Origin of the sequence: Kitasatospora sp. NPDC093679 (assembly GCF_040683455.1) — a bacterium.
GTDB lineage: Bacteria > Actinomycetota > Actinomycetes > Streptomycetales > Streptomycetaceae > Kitasatospora > Kitasatospora arboriphila.
Genome location: NZ_JBFBDW010000054.1, coordinates 40,161 through 57,327 on the forward strand (window position 1 = coordinate 40,161; position 17,167 = coordinate 57,327).

The following is a 17,167-nucleotide window of genomic DNA, read 5'->3' on the forward strand; positions in this document are numbered from 1 at the left end:
GGACCGGAGAGAGACCGATGACCCTCGCCCCCGCCTACCTCTTCGACAACACCGGCAGCCACGCCGCCGAACAGCACCGCTGCCTGGCGGCCTGGCTCGACCCGATCACCGTCGAGCGGCTGGTCGGCGCCGGCGTCCGCCCCGGGATGGACTGCCTGGACATCGGCACCGGCGCCGGCAGCATCGCCGTCTGGCTGGCCGACCGGGTCGGCCCCGCCGGCCGGGTGCTCGCCACCGACCTGGTGCCGTTGCCCCTGCCGGAGCGTCCCAACCTGGACGTCCGGCGCCACGACATCGTCCACGACGAGCTGCCCGACGGCGAGTTCGACCTGATCCACGCCCGGCTGGTGCTCTCCCACCTGCCCGAACGGGAGGCCGTGCTCCGCCGCCTGCTCGCCGCGCTGCGGCCCGGCGGGGTACTGCACCTGCTGGAGTTCGACGCCGAGTACGCGCCCGTGCTGCTCGCACCGAGCGCCCGGGCCAAGGAGCTCTTCGAGCGGTTCCAGCGCGCCAAGTTGCAGGCGTTCCGCGAACGCGGCTCGCACCAGGGCTGGGGCCGGGAGTGCGCCGCCGCCCTGCGGCGGGCCGGCTTCGCCGGTGTGGAGGCCGTCCCGTACGTCACCGCCCTGACCCCGGGCTCGCCCGGGCTGCAACTACAGATCCACAACACCCGCCACCTGCGCGAGCCGCTGCTGCGCGCGGGGCTGACCGAGGACGAACTCGCCGAGCTGCGGGAGGTCCTGGTGCACCCGGACTTCCGGGCCTGCTCCAACCTGGTGCACACCGTCCAGGGCCGCCGCCCGTGAGCAGCGCCACCGGCGCACTCGCCGCCTCCGCACCGCCGCGGGCCGCCCTCGGCCTGGCCGCCGCACACCTGAGGGCCCTCGGCCACCGCACCGAACGGCACCCCGACGGCACCCTCGGCCTCGCGGACGGCCCGCTCCGGATCGACTGCCGGATCTCCTGGGCCGGGCCGGTGGCGCTGCCGCTGCACGGCGAGGCGGACGTCCAGGCCGCCTGCGGCCTGATGCACGTGCACGGCCGCCGGTACGGCCGGCCCGTGCCGCTGGGCGTCGGCTTCGCCTCGGCCGCCGCCGGGGTGCTCGCCGCCACGGGCGCCCTGGCCGCGCTGCGGGCCGCCCGGCTGGGTGCCGCGCACTCGGCGGTGGAGGTCTCGGCCGCGCAGGCGGCGCTGCTCGCCGTCGGCCAGTACCTGGCGGCGGCCACCGCCGACGAGGGCGCCGGGGACGAAGGCGCCGGGGACGAGGAGCGAGCCGGTCCGGGCGGGCCGCCGTTCACCTCGCTGGACGGGGTGCGGTTCGAACTGGAGACCCTGGAGGCCGACGGCTGGCAGCGGTTCTGGGCCGCGCTGGGCGCGGACCGCCGGACGGTCGCCCGGGCCTGGCGGCCGTTCCAACTGCGCTACGCCACCGCGGTCTGCCCGCTGCCGGCGGACCTCGCCGCCGCCACCGCCGCCCTGCCCTACCGGCAGCTCGCCGTGCTGGCCGCCGAGTGCGGCGTCACCGCCACCGCGGTCGCCGCGCGGCCCGTACCCGGGTCCGGCCGGGCCGTGCCGTGGCGGCTCACGCCGGGCGGGGCCGCCGCCGGTGCCGCGCGACCGCCGGGGCCGGGCCGCGGCCCGCTGGACGGGGTGACGGTGGTGGAGGTGGCCCGCCGGGTGCAGGGGCCGCTCGCCGGGCACGTCCTCGGGCTGCTCGGCGCCCGGGTGGTGCGGGTGGAGCCGCCGGGCGGCGACCCGCTGCGCGGCGTACCGCCGATGGCGGGCCCCGTCTCGGCCCGGTTCGCGGCGCTCAACCGGCACAAGGAGGTGCTGGAGGCCGACCTGCGCAGCCCGGCGGGCCGGGCCGCCGTCCGCGGCGCGGTGGCCGGGGCGGACGTGCTGCTGCACAGCCTCGCCCCGGCCAAGGTGCCCGCCCTCGGGCTGGACGCGGAGGCGCTGACCGCCGTCCGCCCGGGTCTCGTCCATGTGCAGGCCTCCGGCAGCGGGGCGGAGCACGGGCCGGGCCTGCCGCTCGGCACCGACTACCCCGTCCAGGCGTACTCCGGCCTCGCCGCCCTGGTCACCCCGCCCGGCGAGCCGGTACGGCCGTCCCTGATGACGCTGTGCGACGTGCTGGGCGGGCTGGTCTGCGCGGAGGGCGCGGTGGCCGCGCTGGAGGCCCGCGAACGGACCGGCCGGGCGCAGCGGGTGGAGTCCTCGCTGCTGTCCGCGGCGCAACTGCTCTGCCGTCTCGGCGGTGACGGGTCGGCGCCTTCGGTACCGGTCTGCACCGACCTCGCCGCGCTGGCCGCCGACCCGCGTCTGGCCCCCGCCCTGGAGCGGGCCGGCTGCACGCTCGTCCGCCCGCCGTGGACCTTCCGCCCGTGACCGCCGCCGCCCGTCCCCGACTCTCTCCCGAGGAGTGCCCTGCATGACCACCGTGAGGACGCCGTGGGTCTCGGCCGGCGGCGTCGCCTTCCCCGACCAGGTCCCGGCCGAGCTTCGGCGGGCCTGGGTGGAGGCCGGATTCTGCCCCGACCGGGGGCTGTACGAGCTGTTCGCGGAGCGGGTCGCGGCGCACCCGGGGCGGACGGCGGTGGTGGACGGTCGGGGGGCGCTCTCCTACCGGGAGTTGGACGGCCGGGTGCGCGGCCTCGCGGCGGCGCTGGCGGCCCGCGGGGTGGGCGCCGGCTCCGTGGTGGCCACCCAACTACCGTCCGACCGCCGCTCCTTGGCGGCTGACCTCGCGGTCGCGGCGCTCGGTGCGGTGGTGCTGCCCTGCGTACCGGGGCACGGGCGGCGGGACCTGGCCGCCCTGCTGGGCACCTCCCGGGCGGACACCGTGCTGACCGTGGGCGAACTGCCGTCGGGCGGCCGCCCACTGACTCTGCTCGCCGATCTCCGCGGTGAACTGCCGTACCTGCAAAGGGTCCTGGACGTGGAGACGCTACCGCTGCTCGACCGCGAGGTGTCGCCGGTCGCGGTGGACCCGGAGGCGCCGGCCCGGATCCTGGTCTCCTCCGGGTCCGAGGCGGCGCCGAAGATGATCGCCTACTCGCACAACGCCCTGGCCGGCGGCCGCGGCCGCTACGTCGAGGAGGTGCTGCGGACGGCGGACGGCGCCCCGCCACGGGTGCTGCTGCTGGTCTCCCCCGCGACGGCGTACGGCTCGCTGGCCGTCGTGGCGCTGGTGCGCTGCGGGGCGACGGTGCTGCTGCGGGACGGCTTCGACCCGGCCGGGTCGCTGCGGGCGGTCTCCCGGCTGCGGCCGACGCACCTCGCGGCCGTCCCCACCATGCTGCGCCGGATGGCCGAGCAGCCGCCGGAGCCGGCCGAGGACCTCTCCTCGCTGCAGGCGGTGGTGTCGAGTTCGGCGATGCTCACCCCGGCGGTGCTGCGCGGGGCGCTGGCCCGGTTCGGCCGGCCGCTGGTCAACGTGTACGGGTCGAGCGACGGCATGAACTGCCACACCTGCTGGACGGATCCGGACGGCGACGTGCTGCGGGTGGGCCGGCCCGACCCGGCGGTGGCGGCGGTCCGGGTGTGCGGTCCGGACGGACGTCCGCTGCCGGCCGGGCGGCCGGGCGAGATCCAGGCACGCGGCCCGATGAGCCCGCTCTGCCACGTGGGGGCGCCCGCACTGGACGCCCGGCAGCGGGTGGACGGCGGCTGGGTTCGGGCGGGTGACCTCGGCGTGCTGGACGCGGACGGGCGGCTGCGGGTGGTGTCGCGGATCAAGCAGATGGTGAACCGCGGCGGGGTGTCGATCGGCACGGCCGAGGTCGAACGGCTGCTGGACGGCCATCCGGCGGTGGCCGAGGCGGTGTGCGTGCCGGTGCCCGATCAGGACCTGGGCGAGCGGATGTGCGCCTGTGTCGTGCCGCGGGCTGCGGCGGTCGGCCTCGCGCTGGCCGACCTGACCGGCTTCCTGGCGGAGGACTGCGGGTTGGAGCGGTACAAGCTGCCGGAACACCTGCTGCTGCTGGAGCGGCTCCCGGTCGGCAGTACCGGGAAGCCGGACCGGCGGGCGCTCTCGGTGCTGGCGGCCGCCGCCCGGCTCCCCGTCGGTGCTCAGCGAACGGGCGCCGCCAGTGCGGCGAAGGCGCAGACCGCGTCGGCCACCGCCTCGACCTGAGCATCCGTCAGATGCGGGTAGACCGGGATCGCCAGGCTCTGCCGGGCGGCCCGTTCCGCGTTCGGCCAGCGACGCCCCTCGGGGGCGCAGTGCGCGAAGGCCGGCTGGTGCGGCAGTGCCAGCGGGTAGTAGACGTGGCTGTCCACGCCGTGCGCCGCGAGGTGCCGCTTGAGTTCGTCCCGGCGCTCGGCGAGCAGTGAGTAGACGTAGTAGCAGCGGCCGTCGGTGCCGGGCGGCGGCGGGGTGACGCCCTGCTCGGCGAGCGGGGTGAAGCGTTCGGTGTAGTAGGCGGCGATCTCGGCGCGGCGGGCGAGCCGGCGGGCGAGGCCGGGCAGCCGGCGGATCTGGAAGGCCGCGAGCACCTCGTCGAAGCGGCTGTTCAGGCCGATCCGGTGGTGCCGGAAGCGGTGCACGCCGTCCTGGCCGTGGTTGCGCAGCATCCGCACGGTGCGGCCGAGTTCGGGATTGCGGGTGACGATCGCGCCGCCCTCGCCCGGGCCGCCGAAGGACTTCACCTGGACGAAGGAGTAGACGCCCGCGTCGCCCCAGGTGCCGGCCGGCCGGCCGTCGAGGACGGCGCCCTGGGCGACGGCCGAGTCCTCCAGCAGCCGCAGCCCGTACCGGTCGGCGAGGACGCGCAGCCGCGGCATGTCGGCCATCACCGAGAACATGTGGGCGGGCATCAGCACCCTCGTCCGCCGGGTGACGAGCGCCTCGGCGCCGTCCGGGTCCATCACCAGCGTGACGGGGTCGATGTCGGCGAACACCGGGACGGCGCCGAGGCCGAGGACGGTGTTGGCGAGCGGGGCGCAGCCGTACGCCGGGACGACCACCTCGTCGCCGGGCCCGATCTCCATGGCCATCAGGGTGAGGGTGAGGGCGGTGGTGCCGCTGCCGCAGGCGACCACGTCGGCGGCGCCCAGCCCGGCCTTGAGCAGGTCCTCGAAGCGGGCGGTGCGCTCGCCGAGGATGAACTTCTGGGCGGGGTCGGTGGCGACCTCGTGGACGACGTCGAGGAGCAGCTCGCGGTCCTCCTCGAAGAGGTCCGGCGGGAAGAACGGGATCATGGCTGCCTTCCGTGGTGGAAGTCGCGGACGAGGTCGCAGACCCGGTCCAGGTCGTCGTCGGTGAGGTCCGGGTGGAGCGGCAGGGCGAGGGCGCGTTCGCAGGCGGCCTCGGCGTGCGGGAAGTCGCCGGGCCGGTGGCCGAGTGCGGCGAAGCAGGGCTGCAGGTGGAGCGGGGTCGGGTAGTACGTCTCGGTCTGCACGCCGTACCGGGCGAGGTGGGCGGCGAGGGCGTCGCGGCGCTCGGTCTCGATCAGGTAGACGTACCAGACCGGGTCGGTGGGTACGCCGCGGTCGACGGTGGTCGGCAGCCGGTGCAGGCCGGGGGTGCCGGCGAGGCGTTCGGTGTAGCCGGCGGCGAGGGCCGCGCGGCGGGCGATGTCCCGTTCGGCGCGGGTGAGTTTGGCGAGCAGGACGGCGGCCTGGACGTCGTCCATCTTGCTGTTGACGCCGAGCAGGTCGGTGGGCCGGTTGATGGCCGGGAAGTCGTCGACGCCGGCCCCGGAGCGGCCGTGGTGGCGCATCGCGGAGACGGCTTCGGCGATCCCTGGGTCGTCGGTGAGGACGGCGCCGGCGTCGCCGATCGCGCCGAGGGTCTTGGTCGGGAAGAACGAGAGCACGCCGCCGGCGCCGTGCAGTCCGGCGTGGACGCCGTCCCAGCGCATGCCGAAGGCCTCGGCGCTGTCCTCCACGACGGTCAGCCCGCGCCGCGCCGCGACGTCCAGGATGCCGCGCAGGTCGGCGAGTTGGTGGAAGAGGTGGACGGGCATGACCGCCGTGGTGCGGTCGGTGGCGACGGCCTCGGCACTCGCCGGGTCGAGGCCGTAGGTGACCGGGTCGATGTCGGCGAAGACCGGGCGGCCGCCGGCCAGCACCACGGAGGAGGCGGAGGCGACGAAGGTGTAGGCGGGCACCACCACCTCGTCCCCGGGCCGCAGCCCCGCGGCCCGCAGCAGCAGCACGAGGGCGTCGGTGCCGCTGTTGACCCCGATCACGTGGCGGGCACCCGTCCAGGCGGCGAGGGCCGCCTCGAGTTCGGCGACCTTGGGGCCGTGGGAGTACTTGCCCCGGTCCATCAGCTCGTCGAGATGGCGCCGGGTGGTCGGCCAGAGGGACTCGAAACCCTCCGCCTGCGTGAAGAAGGAGACCCCGGAGTGTTCGCCCATGAAACTCTCATCAGATCGTACGGACATGAACCCGGAATACCGGGGCGCGCGGCAGGCAATCTACGCCACGACCACGGCTGACGACCGGGCCGGTCAGGGCACTTCACTCCTTCGAATGGCCTTCTGCGCACATTCTTTGACGTACGGTCAAATCCACCGTCCGTGTGCTGATTGAATGTCCGCGACGCACTGCCCAGGCTCGGAAGGAATGACGGCTCACCATGGCGGACGGACTCCGGACATTGCTCGTCGGCATGGGGCGTGCGGGCCTCGGCCTGCACCTGCCGGTGCTCCGCAGACTCCGCGCCGGCGCGGACACCGCCCGGCTGTTCGCCGCGGCCCCGGTGCTGGCCGCCGACCCGCAGCGCAGTTGGCCGCCCGCCGCCGACCTGCGGCGGGTGACCCCGGCCGAGGCCGCCCGGCTGCTCGACCCGGCCGACTGCGTGGTGCACCTGTGCACACCGCCCACCGGCCGGGCCGCCGTGCTGGACGGACTCGGCCGGCTCGGCTTCCGCAGGATCCTGGTCGAGAAGCCGCTGGCCACCGACGCCCGCGGCCTGGACGACCTGCTCGCCGTCCGCGACCGCCACGGGCTCGACCTGGTGGTGGTCGCCCAGTGGCTCGGCAGCCGGCTCACCGACCGGCTGCGCACCGTGCTCGCCACCGGCGCGTACGGGCCGCTGCGCACCGTGCACGTCGTCCAGCGCAAGCCCCGCTTCTCCCGCTCGCTCGCCGCCGACGGCCACCCGACCGCCTTCGACATCGAGCTGCCGCACTCGCTCGGCCTCTGCCTCGCCCTGGCCGGGCCGGGCGAGGTGACCGGCGCGGGCGGCACCGACATGGTGGTCGACGGCCGGGTGCTGCCCCGGCTCGGCAGCGCCTGGCTCAAGGTCGAGCACCGCTCCGGGGTCTGGACGCGCATCCGCTCCGACATGACCTCCCCGGTGCGCGAGCGCCGGGTCACCCTCGAACTCGCCGGCGGCACCCTGATCGGGCACTACCCCGGCAGCGAGGCCGACTCCTACGCCCAACTGATCACCATCGACCGGGACGGCGAGACCACCGAGCTGCTGCACGACGACTCGCTGACCGCCTTCGTCCGCCGCGCCTACCGCTACTTCGCCGCGGGCGGCGGCGGGCCGCACCCCGATCTCGCGGTCAACACCGAGGTGGTCCGCCTGCTCGACCGCGCCAAGGCCGCCGCCCGGCCCGCCGTCCCGGCCCGGGCGGTCGCCCGATGAGCGCCCCCGTCGCCGCCGCACCGCGGATCCGCTTCGCCGGCATCGGCGACGAGGCCGCCGCCGACCTGACCGGCCAACTCGCCGCCCTGGCCCGGCTCGGCTGGCACCACCTGGAGCTGCGCACCGTCGACGGGCAGTGGATCGCCGACCTGCCCGAGGACGCCGTCCGGCGGATCGCCGACCGGGTCGCCGAGCGCGGGGTGCGGGTCGTCGGCGCGGCCTCCCGGATCGGCAACTGGGCGGGCACCGTCGCCGACCCCTTCGACCGCGACCTCGACGAGCTGACCGCCCTCGGACCGCGCTGCGCCGCCCTCGGCACCCGGTTCGTCCGGGTGATGTCCTACCCCAACGCGGGCCTGCCGGAGCCCGAGTGGCGCCGCCTGGTGCTGCAGCGGATGCGGGCCCTCACCGAACTCGCCGACGGCCTGGGCATCGTCCTGCTGCACGAGAACTGCAGCGGCTGGGCGGGCGGTTCGGCCGAGCGGATGCTCGACCTGGTCACCACCGTGGACAGCCCGGCCCTGCGGCTGCTCCTCGACACCGGCAACGGCGTCCCGTACGGCTACGACAGCCACCGGATGCTGCTGGAGGTCGCCGACCACGTGGCTCACGTGCACGTCAAGGACGCCGTCGGCGGCGCGGATCGGACGCGGTACGTGCCGCCCGGCGAGGGCGCCGCCCGGGTCGCCGACACCCTGCGGCTGCTGCTGGACCACGGCTGGAGCGGCGCCTGGTCGCTGGAGCCGCACCTGCATGTCCGGCCGCACGAGGGGCTCACCGCCGCGGACGGCACGGCCGACGGCGGCTTCGTCCGCGCGGGGCGCGCCCTGGCCCGGCTGGTGGAGCAGCAGCTGCCGTCCGCCCCGGGCTGGCGTGCCGTCCCCGGCGGCCTGCGGGGCATCCCCGCGGTGGCGCTCCCGGGCGGCCGCCGGGCCGTCCCCGCGTCCCTCCCCGGCGGGGCGGCCGCCCGATGAGCGAGGACCGCCTGCTGCCCGCCGACCACGCCCTGCTGCTGGACCTGCTGGAGCTGCCCACCGCCGGCCCGCTGGAGACCGGGCCCGGCGCACCGCCGCCCCGGCTCGCCGAGGCGCAGCTGCACTACGCCTGCGCCGCGGCCCGGATCGGGCTGGAGACCGTGCACCACGGCCCGGCGGCGGCCGCCGACCTGGACCGGCCGGACGTCCCGCTCACCGTCCGCCGGGCCGCCGCCGCGCAGGACGGCTTCCTCGCCTGCCAGCCCAACCTGGTGCTGCGCCTCGGCCCGCCGCTGCCCCGGGCGCGCACCGTGATGTTCAACGTCCACCTGGACACCGTGACCGGCCACGGCCCGGTCTCCTTCGACGGCCGGCGCTTCCTCGGCCGCGGCGCGATCGACGCCAAGGGCCCGGCGGTCGCCCTGCTCGCCGGGATCCGCGCCGCCCGCGCCGCCGAGCCGCTGGTCGGCACCGGGACGGGCGTGCTGGTGCAGGCCGTCTCCGGCGAGGAGGGCGGCGCGATGGGCACCTTCGGCACCCGCGTCCTGGTCGAGGCGGGCCACGTCGGCGCGCTCAACGTGTTCTGCGAGCCCACCGGCCTGCGCTACCTGCCCCGGGCCACCGCCGCCGCCACCGCCCGGCTGCGGGTCCGCGGCGAGGACGCCGTCGACGACCGCCCCGGCGACGGCCACAACGCCACCGTGCTGCTCGGCTACCTCGCCCAGCACCTGGCCCGCGAACTCGGCACCGCCGCGGCGCCCCGGGAGCGGGTCTGCATCGCCGGGATCGGTACCGGGCCGCTGCACAACCGGGTCTACGGCCGCGGCGAGCTGCTGCTCAACATCCCCTACCAGGACGCCGGTTCGGGACGGCGGACGGAAGCCGCGGTGGAGAGCGCCGTCCGCTCCGGCCTCACCGCCTTCCGCCGCGAGTTCGCCGGCGTGCCGGAGTTCGCCCGGACGGCCGCCGACTGCGCCGAGGTCACCGGTCTGGACTGGCTGAAGCGCGGCCTGCCGACCCTGGACGGCGCCCACCCGGGCCTGGAGTCCCTGCTGCGGCAGGCCGGCATCGACCGCTGGCCGTCCCACGAGCCGGCCTTCACCTGCGACGCCATCTGGGCGGCCGGCCTGCCGGACGCCTTCACCGTCGTGCTCGGCCCCGGCGACCTCGGCACCAACCGGGCGCACGCCGAGGGCGAGTTCGCCGACCTCGACCAGCTGGACGGCTTCGCCGCAGCCGTCGCCCGGCTGCTCGTCGCCTTCGCCCGCCGCTGAGCCGGCACCCCGGGCCCCCGGCCGACCACCACCCGACACCAGGAGCAAGTCCGTGACCCCTGTGGCGTCCGCGCCCGCCCCGACCACCGTCCGCGTCCCGTACCCCGACCTGATCCGCTTCACCACCGAGGTGTTCACCGCCCACGGCCTGCCCGCCGACCGGGCGCTGGCCTCCGCCGAGGCGCTCTGCCACGGCGACGCCGCCGGCCTGACCTCGCACGGACTGACCAACCTCTCCCGGCTCTACCTGCCGCTGCTCGCAGAGGGGCGGGCCGATCCCGCCGCCGAACCGCAGGTGCTGGCCGACCGCGGCGCCGCCGTCCTGGTCGACGCCGGCCGCGCCCTCGGCCTGTGGCAGGCCGGCGCCGCGATGGACCTGGCCGCCGAACGGGCCGAGCGGTACGGCATCGGCCTGGTGTCCGTCCGCCGCGCCACCCACGTCGGCTGCGCCGGCCACCACGCGGCCCGGGTCTGCGGCCGCGGCATGATCGGCCTGCTCGCCTCCAACTGCGGCCGCCAGCGGATCGCCCGCCCGCCGGGCGGCGCGGTCGCACTGCTCGGCACCAACCCGTGGAGCGTCGCCGCCCCGGCCGGTGAACTCCCGCCGTACGTCCTCGACATGAGCACCACCGCGGTCCCGACCGGACGTGTCCGGGCGGCCGCCCGGGCCGGCGAGCCGATCCCGCCCGGATGGCTGGCCGACGAGGAGGGCCGCCCGGTGACCGACCCCGCCGCGTTCGACCGCGGTGACGCCCATCTGCTGTGGCTCGGTGCCGGCTCCGGCGGCGAGCACAAGGGATTCGGACTCGGCCTGATGGTCGAGGTGCTCGCCGCCCTGCTGCCCGGAGCCGGTCTCGGCCCCGAGCCGGAGGCGCTGGACGGCGACGGCGGGCCGACCGGACGGGACGACGACATCGGCCTGTTCGCCCTGGCGATCGCCCCCGCCGCCCTGCGCGACGGTACCCGGGCCGGGCTGGACGCGCACACCCTGTTCTCCACGGTGCTCGCCTGCCCGCCCGCCGACGGCGCCGGCCCGGTCGCCTACCCGGGCTGGCACGAGGCCCGGCGCACGGCCGAGGCGCACCGCGACGGGGTGCCGCTCTCCCCCGCCCTGCTCGGCGAACTCGCCGGGATCGCCGACCGGTTCGGCCTCCGCCCGGTGGCCACCGGGGCCCGGCCCGGCGCGCAGGACGGGATCGGCACGGACGCCGGCCCCGGTGCGGAGGTCGGGCGGTGAGCGGGCTGCGGATCGGCCTGGTCGGCCTCGGGGTGATCTCCCGGTTCTACCTGGCGGCGCTCGACCGGGTGCCGGACGTCCGGCTGGCGGCCGTCTGCGACCTCGACCGGGAGCTGCTGCGCCCCTTCGCCGGCCGGATCGGCTGCCACACCGACCACCGGGCGATGCTCGCCGCGGGCGGCCTGGACGCGGTGGTGGTCACCGTGCCCAACGACCTGCACACCACGGTCTGCCGGGACGCGCTGCGCGCCGGGCTGCCGGTCTGCGTGGAGAAGCCGCTCGCCCTGCGGGCCTCCGAGGGCGAGGAGTTGGCCGCGATCGCGGCGCAGCGCAGGGTGCCGCTCTTCACCGCCTTCCACCGCCGGTACAACGCCGCGGTCACCGGCCTGCGGGCCCGGATCCCGGAGGCGGTGCCCGTCCGCTCGCTGACCGTCCGGTACCTGGAGCGGATCGAGGAGCACGTCGGCCGGGACCGCTGGTACCTGGACCCGGAGCGCTGCGGCGGCGGCTGCGTGGCCGACAACGGCCCGAACGCCTACGACCTGGTGCGACTGCTGGCCGGGCCGATGCGGCTGGCGTCCGCCGACGTCGTCCGGGACGCGCAGGGCGTCGACCGGCAGGCGGTGCTCGCCCTCGCCGGCGCCGAGGGGGTGACCGCCCGGATCGAGCTGGACTGGTCCTTCCTCGGTGAATGCAAGGACGTGGCGGTGGAGTTGGCGGACGGCACGGTGCTCGGGGCGGACATGCTGGCCGGGCATCCCGGCTTCAAGCAGTCGCTCTGGCACGAGTACGAGGGGGTGCTCGCGGAGTTCGCGGGGCTGGTCCTCGGCGAGCCGGACGCCGCCGGTCCGGGGCGCGGGCCCGACGGGCTGGACGCCCTGCGGGTGGTCGAGGCCGCCTACCGGGCCGAGCGGGTGGAGGCGCGGTGACGCACGAGGACGGGCCGAAGCGGACGGTCACCGGCACGCTGGTGAAGGTGCTGCTGCACAGCCGCGAGGACCGCGGGATGAGCCTGGAACCGTTCGCCAGCCGGTGCGTCCGGCGGGGCGAGGTGCACGAGTTGGTGACCACCGACCAGCGGGACACCGCGGCGGGCGCCCGGATCGACCGGGTCGGCTTCCTCGGCTTCGCGGAGATCGCGGCGGCCGGGGTGCTGGACCGCGGCGACGAGGTGTTCGTCGGGGACCACCGGGTGGGCACGGTGCTCGGCTTCGACGCCTGCCACTTCCCCAACCACTACAACGTCCTGATCGCCGCGGACCACCTGCTGACCGGTGCGAAGCTGGACCTTCGGCCGGAGCTCCCCGTCCGGTTCGTCCCGTCCGGTTCCTGACGCGCCGCCGGCCCGGGAGCCCGGGAGCCCGGGACGGCATGCCGCGGCCCGGGCCGGGGGGCGCCGCCCCGGCCCGGGCCGCGGTGCGGGTCAGCGGCCGAGCAGCGGCACGTCGATGTCGCCCATGTGGTAGGCACGGACGGCCTGGACGAGCTCCTCGACGGACAGCTGGCCGTCGCCGTTGGTGTCGATCTGGGCGAAGGCCTCGAGCGGGTTCACGTCCTGGACCCCGATCGCGTCCAGCCAGCTCTTGAACTCGGCCGGGTTGACCTGGCCGTCGCCGTCCACGTCGACCAGCTCGACGATCGCCTGGATGGTCGGCCTGACGACCCGGCCGAAGCCCGCGCCGCCGTTCTCGAAGATGTGCTCCTCGGCGATGTGGTTGAACTGCTCCGGGGTGAGCGCGCCGGTCTGCTCGTCGATGCCGGCCTTGTCGGCGAAGAAGCCCCACATGCCGAGGTAGGCATCCATCAGGGAACGGGCGGCCGGGGTGCCCGGGGCTTCTCCGAAGGCCTGCAGGATGCGCCGGGCCTCGGCGTCCCAGTCGGCGCGGTCGATCCGGCCGTCGCCGTTGACGTCCCAGAGGTCGAAGCGCTTCTGGGCACGCTGGAGCTGCACGGAAGTGGTCATCTCGGAGTTCTCCAAGGGGTGTCTCGCACGGGCTGCCGGCCCAGGGACAGGGCCGGCGGTGGCGCCCGGCTGATCTGTGAAGTGACGGCACGTATCGGTGCGGCCACGGAACGTCACACTACCGGCACGGCGGAAGACCGATCGCACACATACCGCCAACCGGGTGAGCATGAAACTTCGTTGACGGCCCATCCCGCCCGGCGCCCGCGCAACCACGGGCCGGCCGCTCGAATCGGCGACCCGGTCAACGCCGCCGCACCGCCCTGCCCGCCCGGGTGATCACTGACGGTCCGACAGCTCCCGCAGCCGCTGCGGCGCTTACTCTCGGTCCGTGACCGACGCACTCCCCCCGCTGCCCCTGATCGGCCTCGGCCCGCAGGCCTTCGCCGCCGTGAACGCCCTGCACGGCGCCGTCGAGGAGGCCGCCGCGGCCGCCGGCCTGGAGCCGATCCTGCTGGAACTCGTCCGCCTGCGCTGCTCGCAGATCAACGGCTGCGTGTACTGCGTGGACCTGCACACCAACGCCGCCCGCCGGGCGGGCGAGAAGGACGACCGGCTGGCCCAGTTGGTGGTCTGGCGGGAGTCCGAGCTGTTCACCGAGCGCGAGCGGGCCGCGCTGGCGCTGGCCGAGGCGGTGACCCTGGTGCACGACCACGACGCGGGCCGCGCCCTGCACCGCGCCGCGCGTCCCGTGCTCTCCGAGCCGGAGGCGGCCTTCGTCGCCTGGGCCGCGACCGTGGTGAACACCTACAACCGGATCGCCGTGACCTCCCGGCCGGTGGCCGCCGCGGGAGTCTGACGGTGGAGGTCTGGCTGCTCAACAACCTCTCCACGTTCACCCTCGGCGCCGTCGTGGTCGGCGGCATCGTGGTGCTCGCCGTGCTCGGCAGCGCCCTCACCCGGCGCCGCTACCCGCAGACCGCGAGCGGGGACCACAACGACATGGTGGGCGTGGTGCTCAGCATGTTCGGCGCCATCTACGGCGTGATCCTGGCCTTCGTCATCGTGACGCTGTGGACGCAGCTGGAGAACGCGGAGACCGTGGTCGCCTCGGAGGCCACCGCCGCCGCACAGATCGTCCGCGACGCCCAGGCCTTCCCGGCCGCCGACCGGGACCGGGTGAACCGCGCCGTCGACGGCTACGTGCACGCCGTGGTCGAACAGCAGTGGCCGCTGATGCGGTCCGGCCAGGGCGACTACAACCGCACCGCCGCCAAACTGGAGGCGGTCTACCAGTCGCTGCAGGCCTACCAGCCGGTCTCGCACTCCGAACAGACCTTCTACGACCAGGCGGTGGACAGCGTCGGCCAGGTGGCCGGCCAACGCCGGGCCAGGATCACCCAGAGCGGCCAGCAACTGCCGACGCTGCTCCAGATCCTGGTGTACGGCGGCGCGGTGGTGATCCTGCCGCTCACCTTCCTCTACGGCATCCGCAGCCGCCGCATCCAACTGCTGTTCGTCGGCTCGGTCGCGGCGCTGATCGGCTTCAGCCTGCTGCTGGTGCTCGTCCTCGACCGGCCGTTCGCCGGGGAGTTGAGCGTCAGCCCGAGCCCGTTCAAGGAGGGCGCGCTCGCCCGGTTCTGGGACGGTCCGGTGACCTCCGGCCCGGGAGTGGCGGAGGCACCGGCTCCGAAGTGACCCGGCCGCGGCGGCTCAGGCGTCCGGCCCCTGCGCCCGCAGACGCCGGACGTTCTCCAGCGAGTCGCGCAGTTCGTCCAACCACGACTCCGAGTGCTTCTGGACCAGACGGACGCACCAGCCCAGCGCCTCGCTCCGGCTGCGCGCCACCCCGGCCTCGACCAGGGTGTCCAGCACCTGCCGCTCCGGCTGCCGCAGCCGGGTCATCACCGGCGCGGACACCGTGGTGAACAGCCCCCGGAGGCCGTCGCACTCGGCGCCCCAGGACACCTTCCGGCCGTACCGCCGCTCGGCCTCCCGCGCGACGGCCATCCGCGACTCCCGCGTCCGCTCCCGGAACTCCGCGATCCGCCCCTCGACCGCCGCCTCCCGCTCGGCCTCCGACACCCCGTCCGCCAACTCCGGCGGCGGGATCCGCCCGATCACCGTGATCTCCTCCCGGTCCACGGTGATCTCCACCAACTCGCTGTACAGCCCCTCCGGCAGCCGCCCGGTGAACCAGCCGCGCAGGGCCTCCTGCTCCGACGTAATCATGTAATCATCATTACTCCACACACCCCCCACCGCAAGGGCCGGGCGGGTGCGGGATCGGTGCCGGCGTCGAGGACGATGCCCCGGTGAAGACGTGGACCGATCGGCTGCCGCAGATCCCCTTCCCGTACCGGGGTCTGCCGGCGAAGGGGCCGTGGATGACGCTCGAGGAGGCCGCGGCGCGTCTCGGCATCGGCCCCTGCCACCTGAACGTGCTGACGTCCGTCACCCACCGGATCGACCTGGTCCGCACCACGGGCACGGAACTCGCCGCCACCCGGGCCGGTGTCGAGGCGGAACTCGCCTGGCGGGCCACCGCGAGCACCGGGCAGAAGCTCCGGCGCCTGCTCAAGGACGTCCTCGCCGCCCTGTGAGCGCCCCGGCCCGGCGGCTCACCCGGGAACGGGCCTGCCGCACGGCGTCGCCGCCCGCGAAACCGACCGCCCGGTCCCCGTCGTACCCCTCGGGGGTCGGCGGGGACCGGGCGGCGGGGTGGGTCAGCCCAGGCCGTGGACGTGCTTGTACTCGAGGGCGTAGGCGAGCTTGCCGGGCTTGGGGTCGGAGTACGGCTTGCTCAGCTTGTCGAACTCGCCCTTGTCGGCGGCCTTGCCCGCGTTCCACCGGTCCAGTGCGCCGAGGTCGGCGGCGTCGAAGCCGCTGTCGACGACGGCGTCCTTCGGCAGCGCGGTCATCGCCCGGGTCAGGCCCTGGACGGTGCCGAGGTAGCTGCCGAGGTCGTTCGGGTTCCAGCCGGACAGGTCGACGGCGTTCGTGTCGCGGACCCAGCTGCCCCAGTAGAACTCCTGGAACGGCAGGTCGTTCTGCGTGTAGCCGATGTCGCGGCCGAAGTAGAGCAGGCCGCGGTACCTGTCGTCGCTGAAGTCGGCCAGCCCGACACCGGTCGGCAGCTTGTTCACCGCGACCGGGGCGCCCTCGGGGTCACGCAGGTAGACCCACTTGTGCGCCTGCATCTCGTCCCAGAACGCCTGGCGGGTGAGGTCGCTGTAGTTGGCCAGCACCCGCAGCCGGACGTGCAGGTCGGCGCCGCCGTCGGGGGTCTCGTAGAAGGACGTCAGGGTGTGGTGCCCGTCGGTGAGGAACGGCTCGCCGTGCGGGCCGATGACGACCGTCTTCATCGGCGCGACGCTGTCCGCCGTCTCGGCTCCGACGGGGAGCCGGCAGGTGAAGGAGGACGGGTCGTCCAGGCGCGCACCGGGCTGCGCGGCGACGGCGTCGATGCGGCCGTCGGCCTCGCACCAGTCGCTGAACTTCTTGTTGATCGCGTCCTTGCCGAGGGTGTAGCGGCCGAGCTTGTAGTACACCTCGTCGTAGCCCAGCGAGGGCTGGGTCGGGTGCACGTCGCCGATGCGGACGTCGAGCAGCTCGCCGGGTTCGGCGCACAGGTACTGCGCGAACGGCGTGGAGCGGTTGTCGTGGTGACAGGACGAGGGCCGGGTGCCCGGCGCGCCGGGGGCGGCGTGCGCAGCCGGCGCGGCCACGACGACCGCGACGACCGCTGCACCGAGAGCCGCGGTACGGCGGGACGGGGGGATGACTCTCATGGCACTCCTCGCATCGGGGCGGATCCGCCCGTGAGCGTGGCAGCGGTCGACCAACGGCCGCCGTCGCGTCCGCGACCTCCCGGGGAACCCGGGGCGACGATCGCGGTGCCGTGCCCGCCGCACGGTCCGGACGGCCGACGCACGGCATCGCGCACTGCGGCGGGATTGAACGCGGCGCGGCGCCCGTACGTACCCCTGGGCGGGGGCGCGGAGCCGTCCGGCCCCGCGCGAGCGTTCACCGAGGGAGGACGGATGCTGCGCATCGTGGCAACGGGACTCCTCACCGGACTGCCCTGCCTCGGCGGGGGGGGCCCGGGCGGGGGCCCTGCCGCCGGGCCGGCGGGGGGGGGGGGGCGGAGCACAGCGGGCGGGGGTTTGTAA

17 protein-coding genes are annotated in these 17,167 nt (G+C 75.5%); 12 read left to right on the top strand and 5 right to left on the bottom strand.

Going from position 1 to position 17,167, the window contains the following annotated elements:
- Window positions 1–17: 17 nt before the first annotated feature.
- The 3 genes from AB0O09_RS31595 to AB0O09_RS31605 are packed head-to-tail and all read left to right on the top strand — an operon-like array spanning window position 18 to window position 4,136.
- Window positions 18–806, top strand: coding sequence for a methyltransferase domain-containing protein (locus AB0O09_RS31595; protein WP_363547651.1), 789 nt, complete (start codon window positions 18–20; stop codon window positions 804–806).
- Window positions 803–2,389, top strand: a complete 1,587-nt coding sequence (locus AB0O09_RS31600) for a CoA transferase (RefSeq protein ID WP_363547654.1) — start codon at window positions 803–805, stop codon at window positions 2,387–2,389. The genes AB0O09_RS31595 and AB0O09_RS31600 overlap by 4 nt, the downstream gene beginning before the upstream one ends.
- 43 nt (window positions 2,390–2,432) lie before the next feature.
- Window positions 2,433–4,136, top strand: a complete 1,704-nt coding sequence (locus AB0O09_RS31605) for a fatty acid--CoA ligase family protein (protein WP_363547657.1) — start codon at window positions 2,433–2,435, stop codon at window positions 4,134–4,136.
- Here the strand turns inward: AB0O09_RS31605 and AB0O09_RS31610 are convergent.
- On the bottom strand, window positions 4,073–5,203 hold the full coding sequence (locus tag AB0O09_RS31610) for a DegT/DnrJ/EryC1/StrS family aminotransferase (protein WP_363547660.1): 1,131 nt from the start codon (window positions 5,201–5,203) through the stop codon (window positions 4,073–4,075). The genes AB0O09_RS31605 and AB0O09_RS31610 overlap by 64 nt on opposite strands.
- The gene (locus AB0O09_RS31615; RefSeq protein ID WP_363547663.1) at window positions 5,200–6,366 is read right to left on the bottom strand and encodes a DegT/DnrJ/EryC1/StrS family aminotransferase; all 1,167 of its coding nucleotides are present in this window, start codon (window positions 6,364–6,366) and stop codon (window positions 5,200–5,202) included. Before AB0O09_RS31615 ends, AB0O09_RS31610 begins: the two co-directional genes overlap by 4 nt.
- 221 nt (window positions 6,367–6,587) lie before the next feature.
- Here AB0O09_RS31615 and AB0O09_RS31620 point away from each other — a divergent pair, with 221 nt between their 5' ends.
- Genes AB0O09_RS31620 through AB0O09_RS31645 form a run of 6 tightly spaced genes read left to right on the top strand, consistent with a single transcriptional unit; the run spans window position 6,588 to window position 12,425 of the window.
- On the top strand, window positions 6,588–7,607 hold the full coding sequence (locus tag AB0O09_RS31620) for a hypothetical protein (protein WP_363547666.1): 1,020 nt from the start codon (window positions 6,588–6,590) through the stop codon (window positions 7,605–7,607).
- The gene (locus AB0O09_RS31625; protein WP_363547669.1) at window positions 7,604–8,581 is read left to right on the top strand and encodes a sugar phosphate isomerase/epimerase family protein; all 978 of its coding nucleotides are present in this window, start codon (window positions 7,604–7,606) and stop codon (window positions 8,579–8,581) included. The genes AB0O09_RS31620 and AB0O09_RS31625 overlap by 4 nt, the downstream gene beginning before the upstream one ends.
- On the top strand, window positions 8,578–9,855 hold the full coding sequence (locus AB0O09_RS31630; protein ID WP_363547672.1) for a M20/M25/M40 family metallo-hydrolase: 1,278 nt from the start codon (window positions 8,578–8,580) through the stop codon (window positions 9,853–9,855). Before AB0O09_RS31625 ends, AB0O09_RS31630 begins: the two co-directional genes overlap by 4 nt.
- A gap of 52 nt (window positions 9,856–9,907) precedes the next feature.
- Window positions 9,908–11,092 carry an Ldh family oxidoreductase gene (locus AB0O09_RS31635; protein ID WP_363547675.1) on the top strand — a complete coding sequence of 395 codons (1,185 nt, stop codon included), beginning with the start codon at window positions 9,908–9,910 and terminating at the stop codon, window positions 11,090–11,092.
- Entirely contained in the window at window positions 11,089–12,021 is a 933-nt protein-coding gene (locus tag AB0O09_RS31640; RefSeq protein ID WP_363547678.1) for a Gfo/Idh/MocA family oxidoreductase, read from the top strand. The genes AB0O09_RS31635 and AB0O09_RS31640 overlap by 4 nt, the downstream gene beginning before the upstream one ends.
- Complete coding sequence (locus AB0O09_RS31645; protein ID WP_363547681.1) at window positions 12,018–12,425, top strand: hypothetical protein; 408 nt, start codon at window positions 12,018–12,020, stop codon at window positions 12,423–12,425. The genes AB0O09_RS31640 and AB0O09_RS31645 overlap by 4 nt, the downstream gene beginning before the upstream one ends.
- A 90-nt stretch (window positions 12,426–12,515) precedes the next feature.
- On the opposite strand, the gene AB0O09_RS31650 is transcribed toward AB0O09_RS31645, so the two are convergent.
- Window positions 12,516–13,055 carry an EF-hand domain-containing protein gene (locus AB0O09_RS31650; RefSeq protein WP_363547684.1) on the bottom strand — a complete coding sequence of 180 codons (540 nt, stop codon included), beginning with the start codon at window positions 13,053–13,055 and terminating at the stop codon, window positions 12,516–12,518.
- Window positions 13,056–13,386: 331 nt separating this feature from the next.
- Here AB0O09_RS31650 and AB0O09_RS31655 point away from each other — a divergent pair, with 331 nt between their 5' ends.
- Both AB0O09_RS31655 and AB0O09_RS31660 read left to right on the top strand, forming a co-directional pair.
- On the top strand, window positions 13,387–13,854 hold the full coding sequence (locus AB0O09_RS31655) for a carboxymuconolactone decarboxylase family protein (RefSeq protein WP_363547688.1): 468 nt from the start codon (window positions 13,387–13,389) through the stop codon (window positions 13,852–13,854).
- A 2-nt stretch (window positions 13,855–13,856) separates the two neighbouring features.
- Window positions 13,857–14,693, top strand: coding sequence for a DUF4239 domain-containing protein (locus AB0O09_RS31660; RefSeq protein WP_363547691.1), 837 nt, complete (start codon window positions 13,857–13,859; stop codon window positions 14,691–14,693).
- A 15-nt stretch (window positions 14,694–14,708) separates the two neighbouring features.
- On the opposite strand, the gene AB0O09_RS31665 is transcribed toward AB0O09_RS31660, so the two are convergent.
- Window positions 14,709–15,227: a hypothetical protein gene (locus tag AB0O09_RS31665; RefSeq protein WP_363547694.1), complete on the bottom strand. Its 519-nt coding sequence runs from the start codon at window positions 15,225–15,227 to the stop codon at window positions 14,709–14,711.
- A gap of 155 nt (window positions 15,228–15,382) precedes the next feature.
- Between AB0O09_RS31665 and AB0O09_RS31670 the strand changes: the two genes are divergently transcribed.
- Window positions 15,383–15,598: a hypothetical protein gene (locus AB0O09_RS31670; protein WP_363547697.1), complete on the top strand. Its 216-nt coding sequence runs from the start codon at window positions 15,383–15,385 to the stop codon at window positions 15,596–15,598.
- A 123-nt stretch (window positions 15,599–15,721) separates the two neighbouring features.
- On the opposite strand, the gene AB0O09_RS31675 is transcribed toward AB0O09_RS31670, so the two are convergent.
- Entirely contained in the window at window positions 15,722–16,786 is a 1,065-nt protein-coding gene (locus AB0O09_RS31675) for a ParB/Srx family N-terminal domain-containing protein (RefSeq protein WP_363547700.1), read from the bottom strand.
- Window positions 16,787–17,167: the final 381 nt, after the last annotated feature.

Excerpts from the sequence above, each read along its gene's own strand:
- AB0O09_RS31595 (WP_363547651.1), top strand. The coding sequence starts at position 18 with ATGACCCTCGCCCCCGCCTACCTCTTCGACAACACCGGCAGCCACGCC.
- AB0O09_RS31605 (WP_363547657.1), top strand. The coding sequence starts at position 2,433 with ATGACCACCGTGAGGACGCCGTGGGTCTCGGCCGGCGGCGTCGCCTTC.
- AB0O09_RS31610 (WP_363547660.1), bottom strand. The coding sequence starts at position 5,203 with ATGATCCCGTTCTTCCCGCCGGACCTCTTCGAGGAGGACCGCGAGCTG.
- AB0O09_RS31615 (WP_363547663.1), bottom strand. The coding sequence starts at position 6,366 with ATGGGCGAACACTCCGGGGTCTCCTTCTTCACGCAGGCGGAGGGTTTC.
- AB0O09_RS31620 (WP_363547666.1), top strand. The coding sequence starts at position 6,588 with ATGGCGGACGGACTCCGGACATTGCTCGTCGGCATGGGGCGTGCGGGC.
- AB0O09_RS31625 (WP_363547669.1), top strand. The coding sequence starts at position 7,604 with ATGAGCGCCCCCGTCGCCGCCGCACCGCGGATCCGCTTCGCCGGCATC.
- AB0O09_RS31630 (WP_363547672.1), top strand. The coding sequence starts at position 8,578 with ATGAGCGAGGACCGCCTGCTGCCCGCCGACCACGCCCTGCTGCTGGAC.
- AB0O09_RS31650 (WP_363547684.1), bottom strand. The coding sequence starts at position 13,055 with ATGACCACTTCCGTGCAGCTCCAGCGTGCCCAGAAGCGCTTCGACCTC.
- AB0O09_RS31665 (WP_363547694.1), bottom strand. The coding sequence starts at position 15,227 with ATGATTACGTCGGAGCAGGAGGCCCTGCGCGGCTGGTTCACCGGGCGG.
- AB0O09_RS31670 (WP_363547697.1), top strand. The coding sequence starts at position 15,383 with ATGACGCTCGAGGAGGCCGCGGCGCGTCTCGGCATCGGCCCCTGCCAC.
- AB0O09_RS31675 (WP_363547700.1), bottom strand. The coding sequence starts at position 16,786 with ATGAGAGTCATCCCCCCGTCCCGCCGTACCGCGGCTCTCGGTGCAGCG.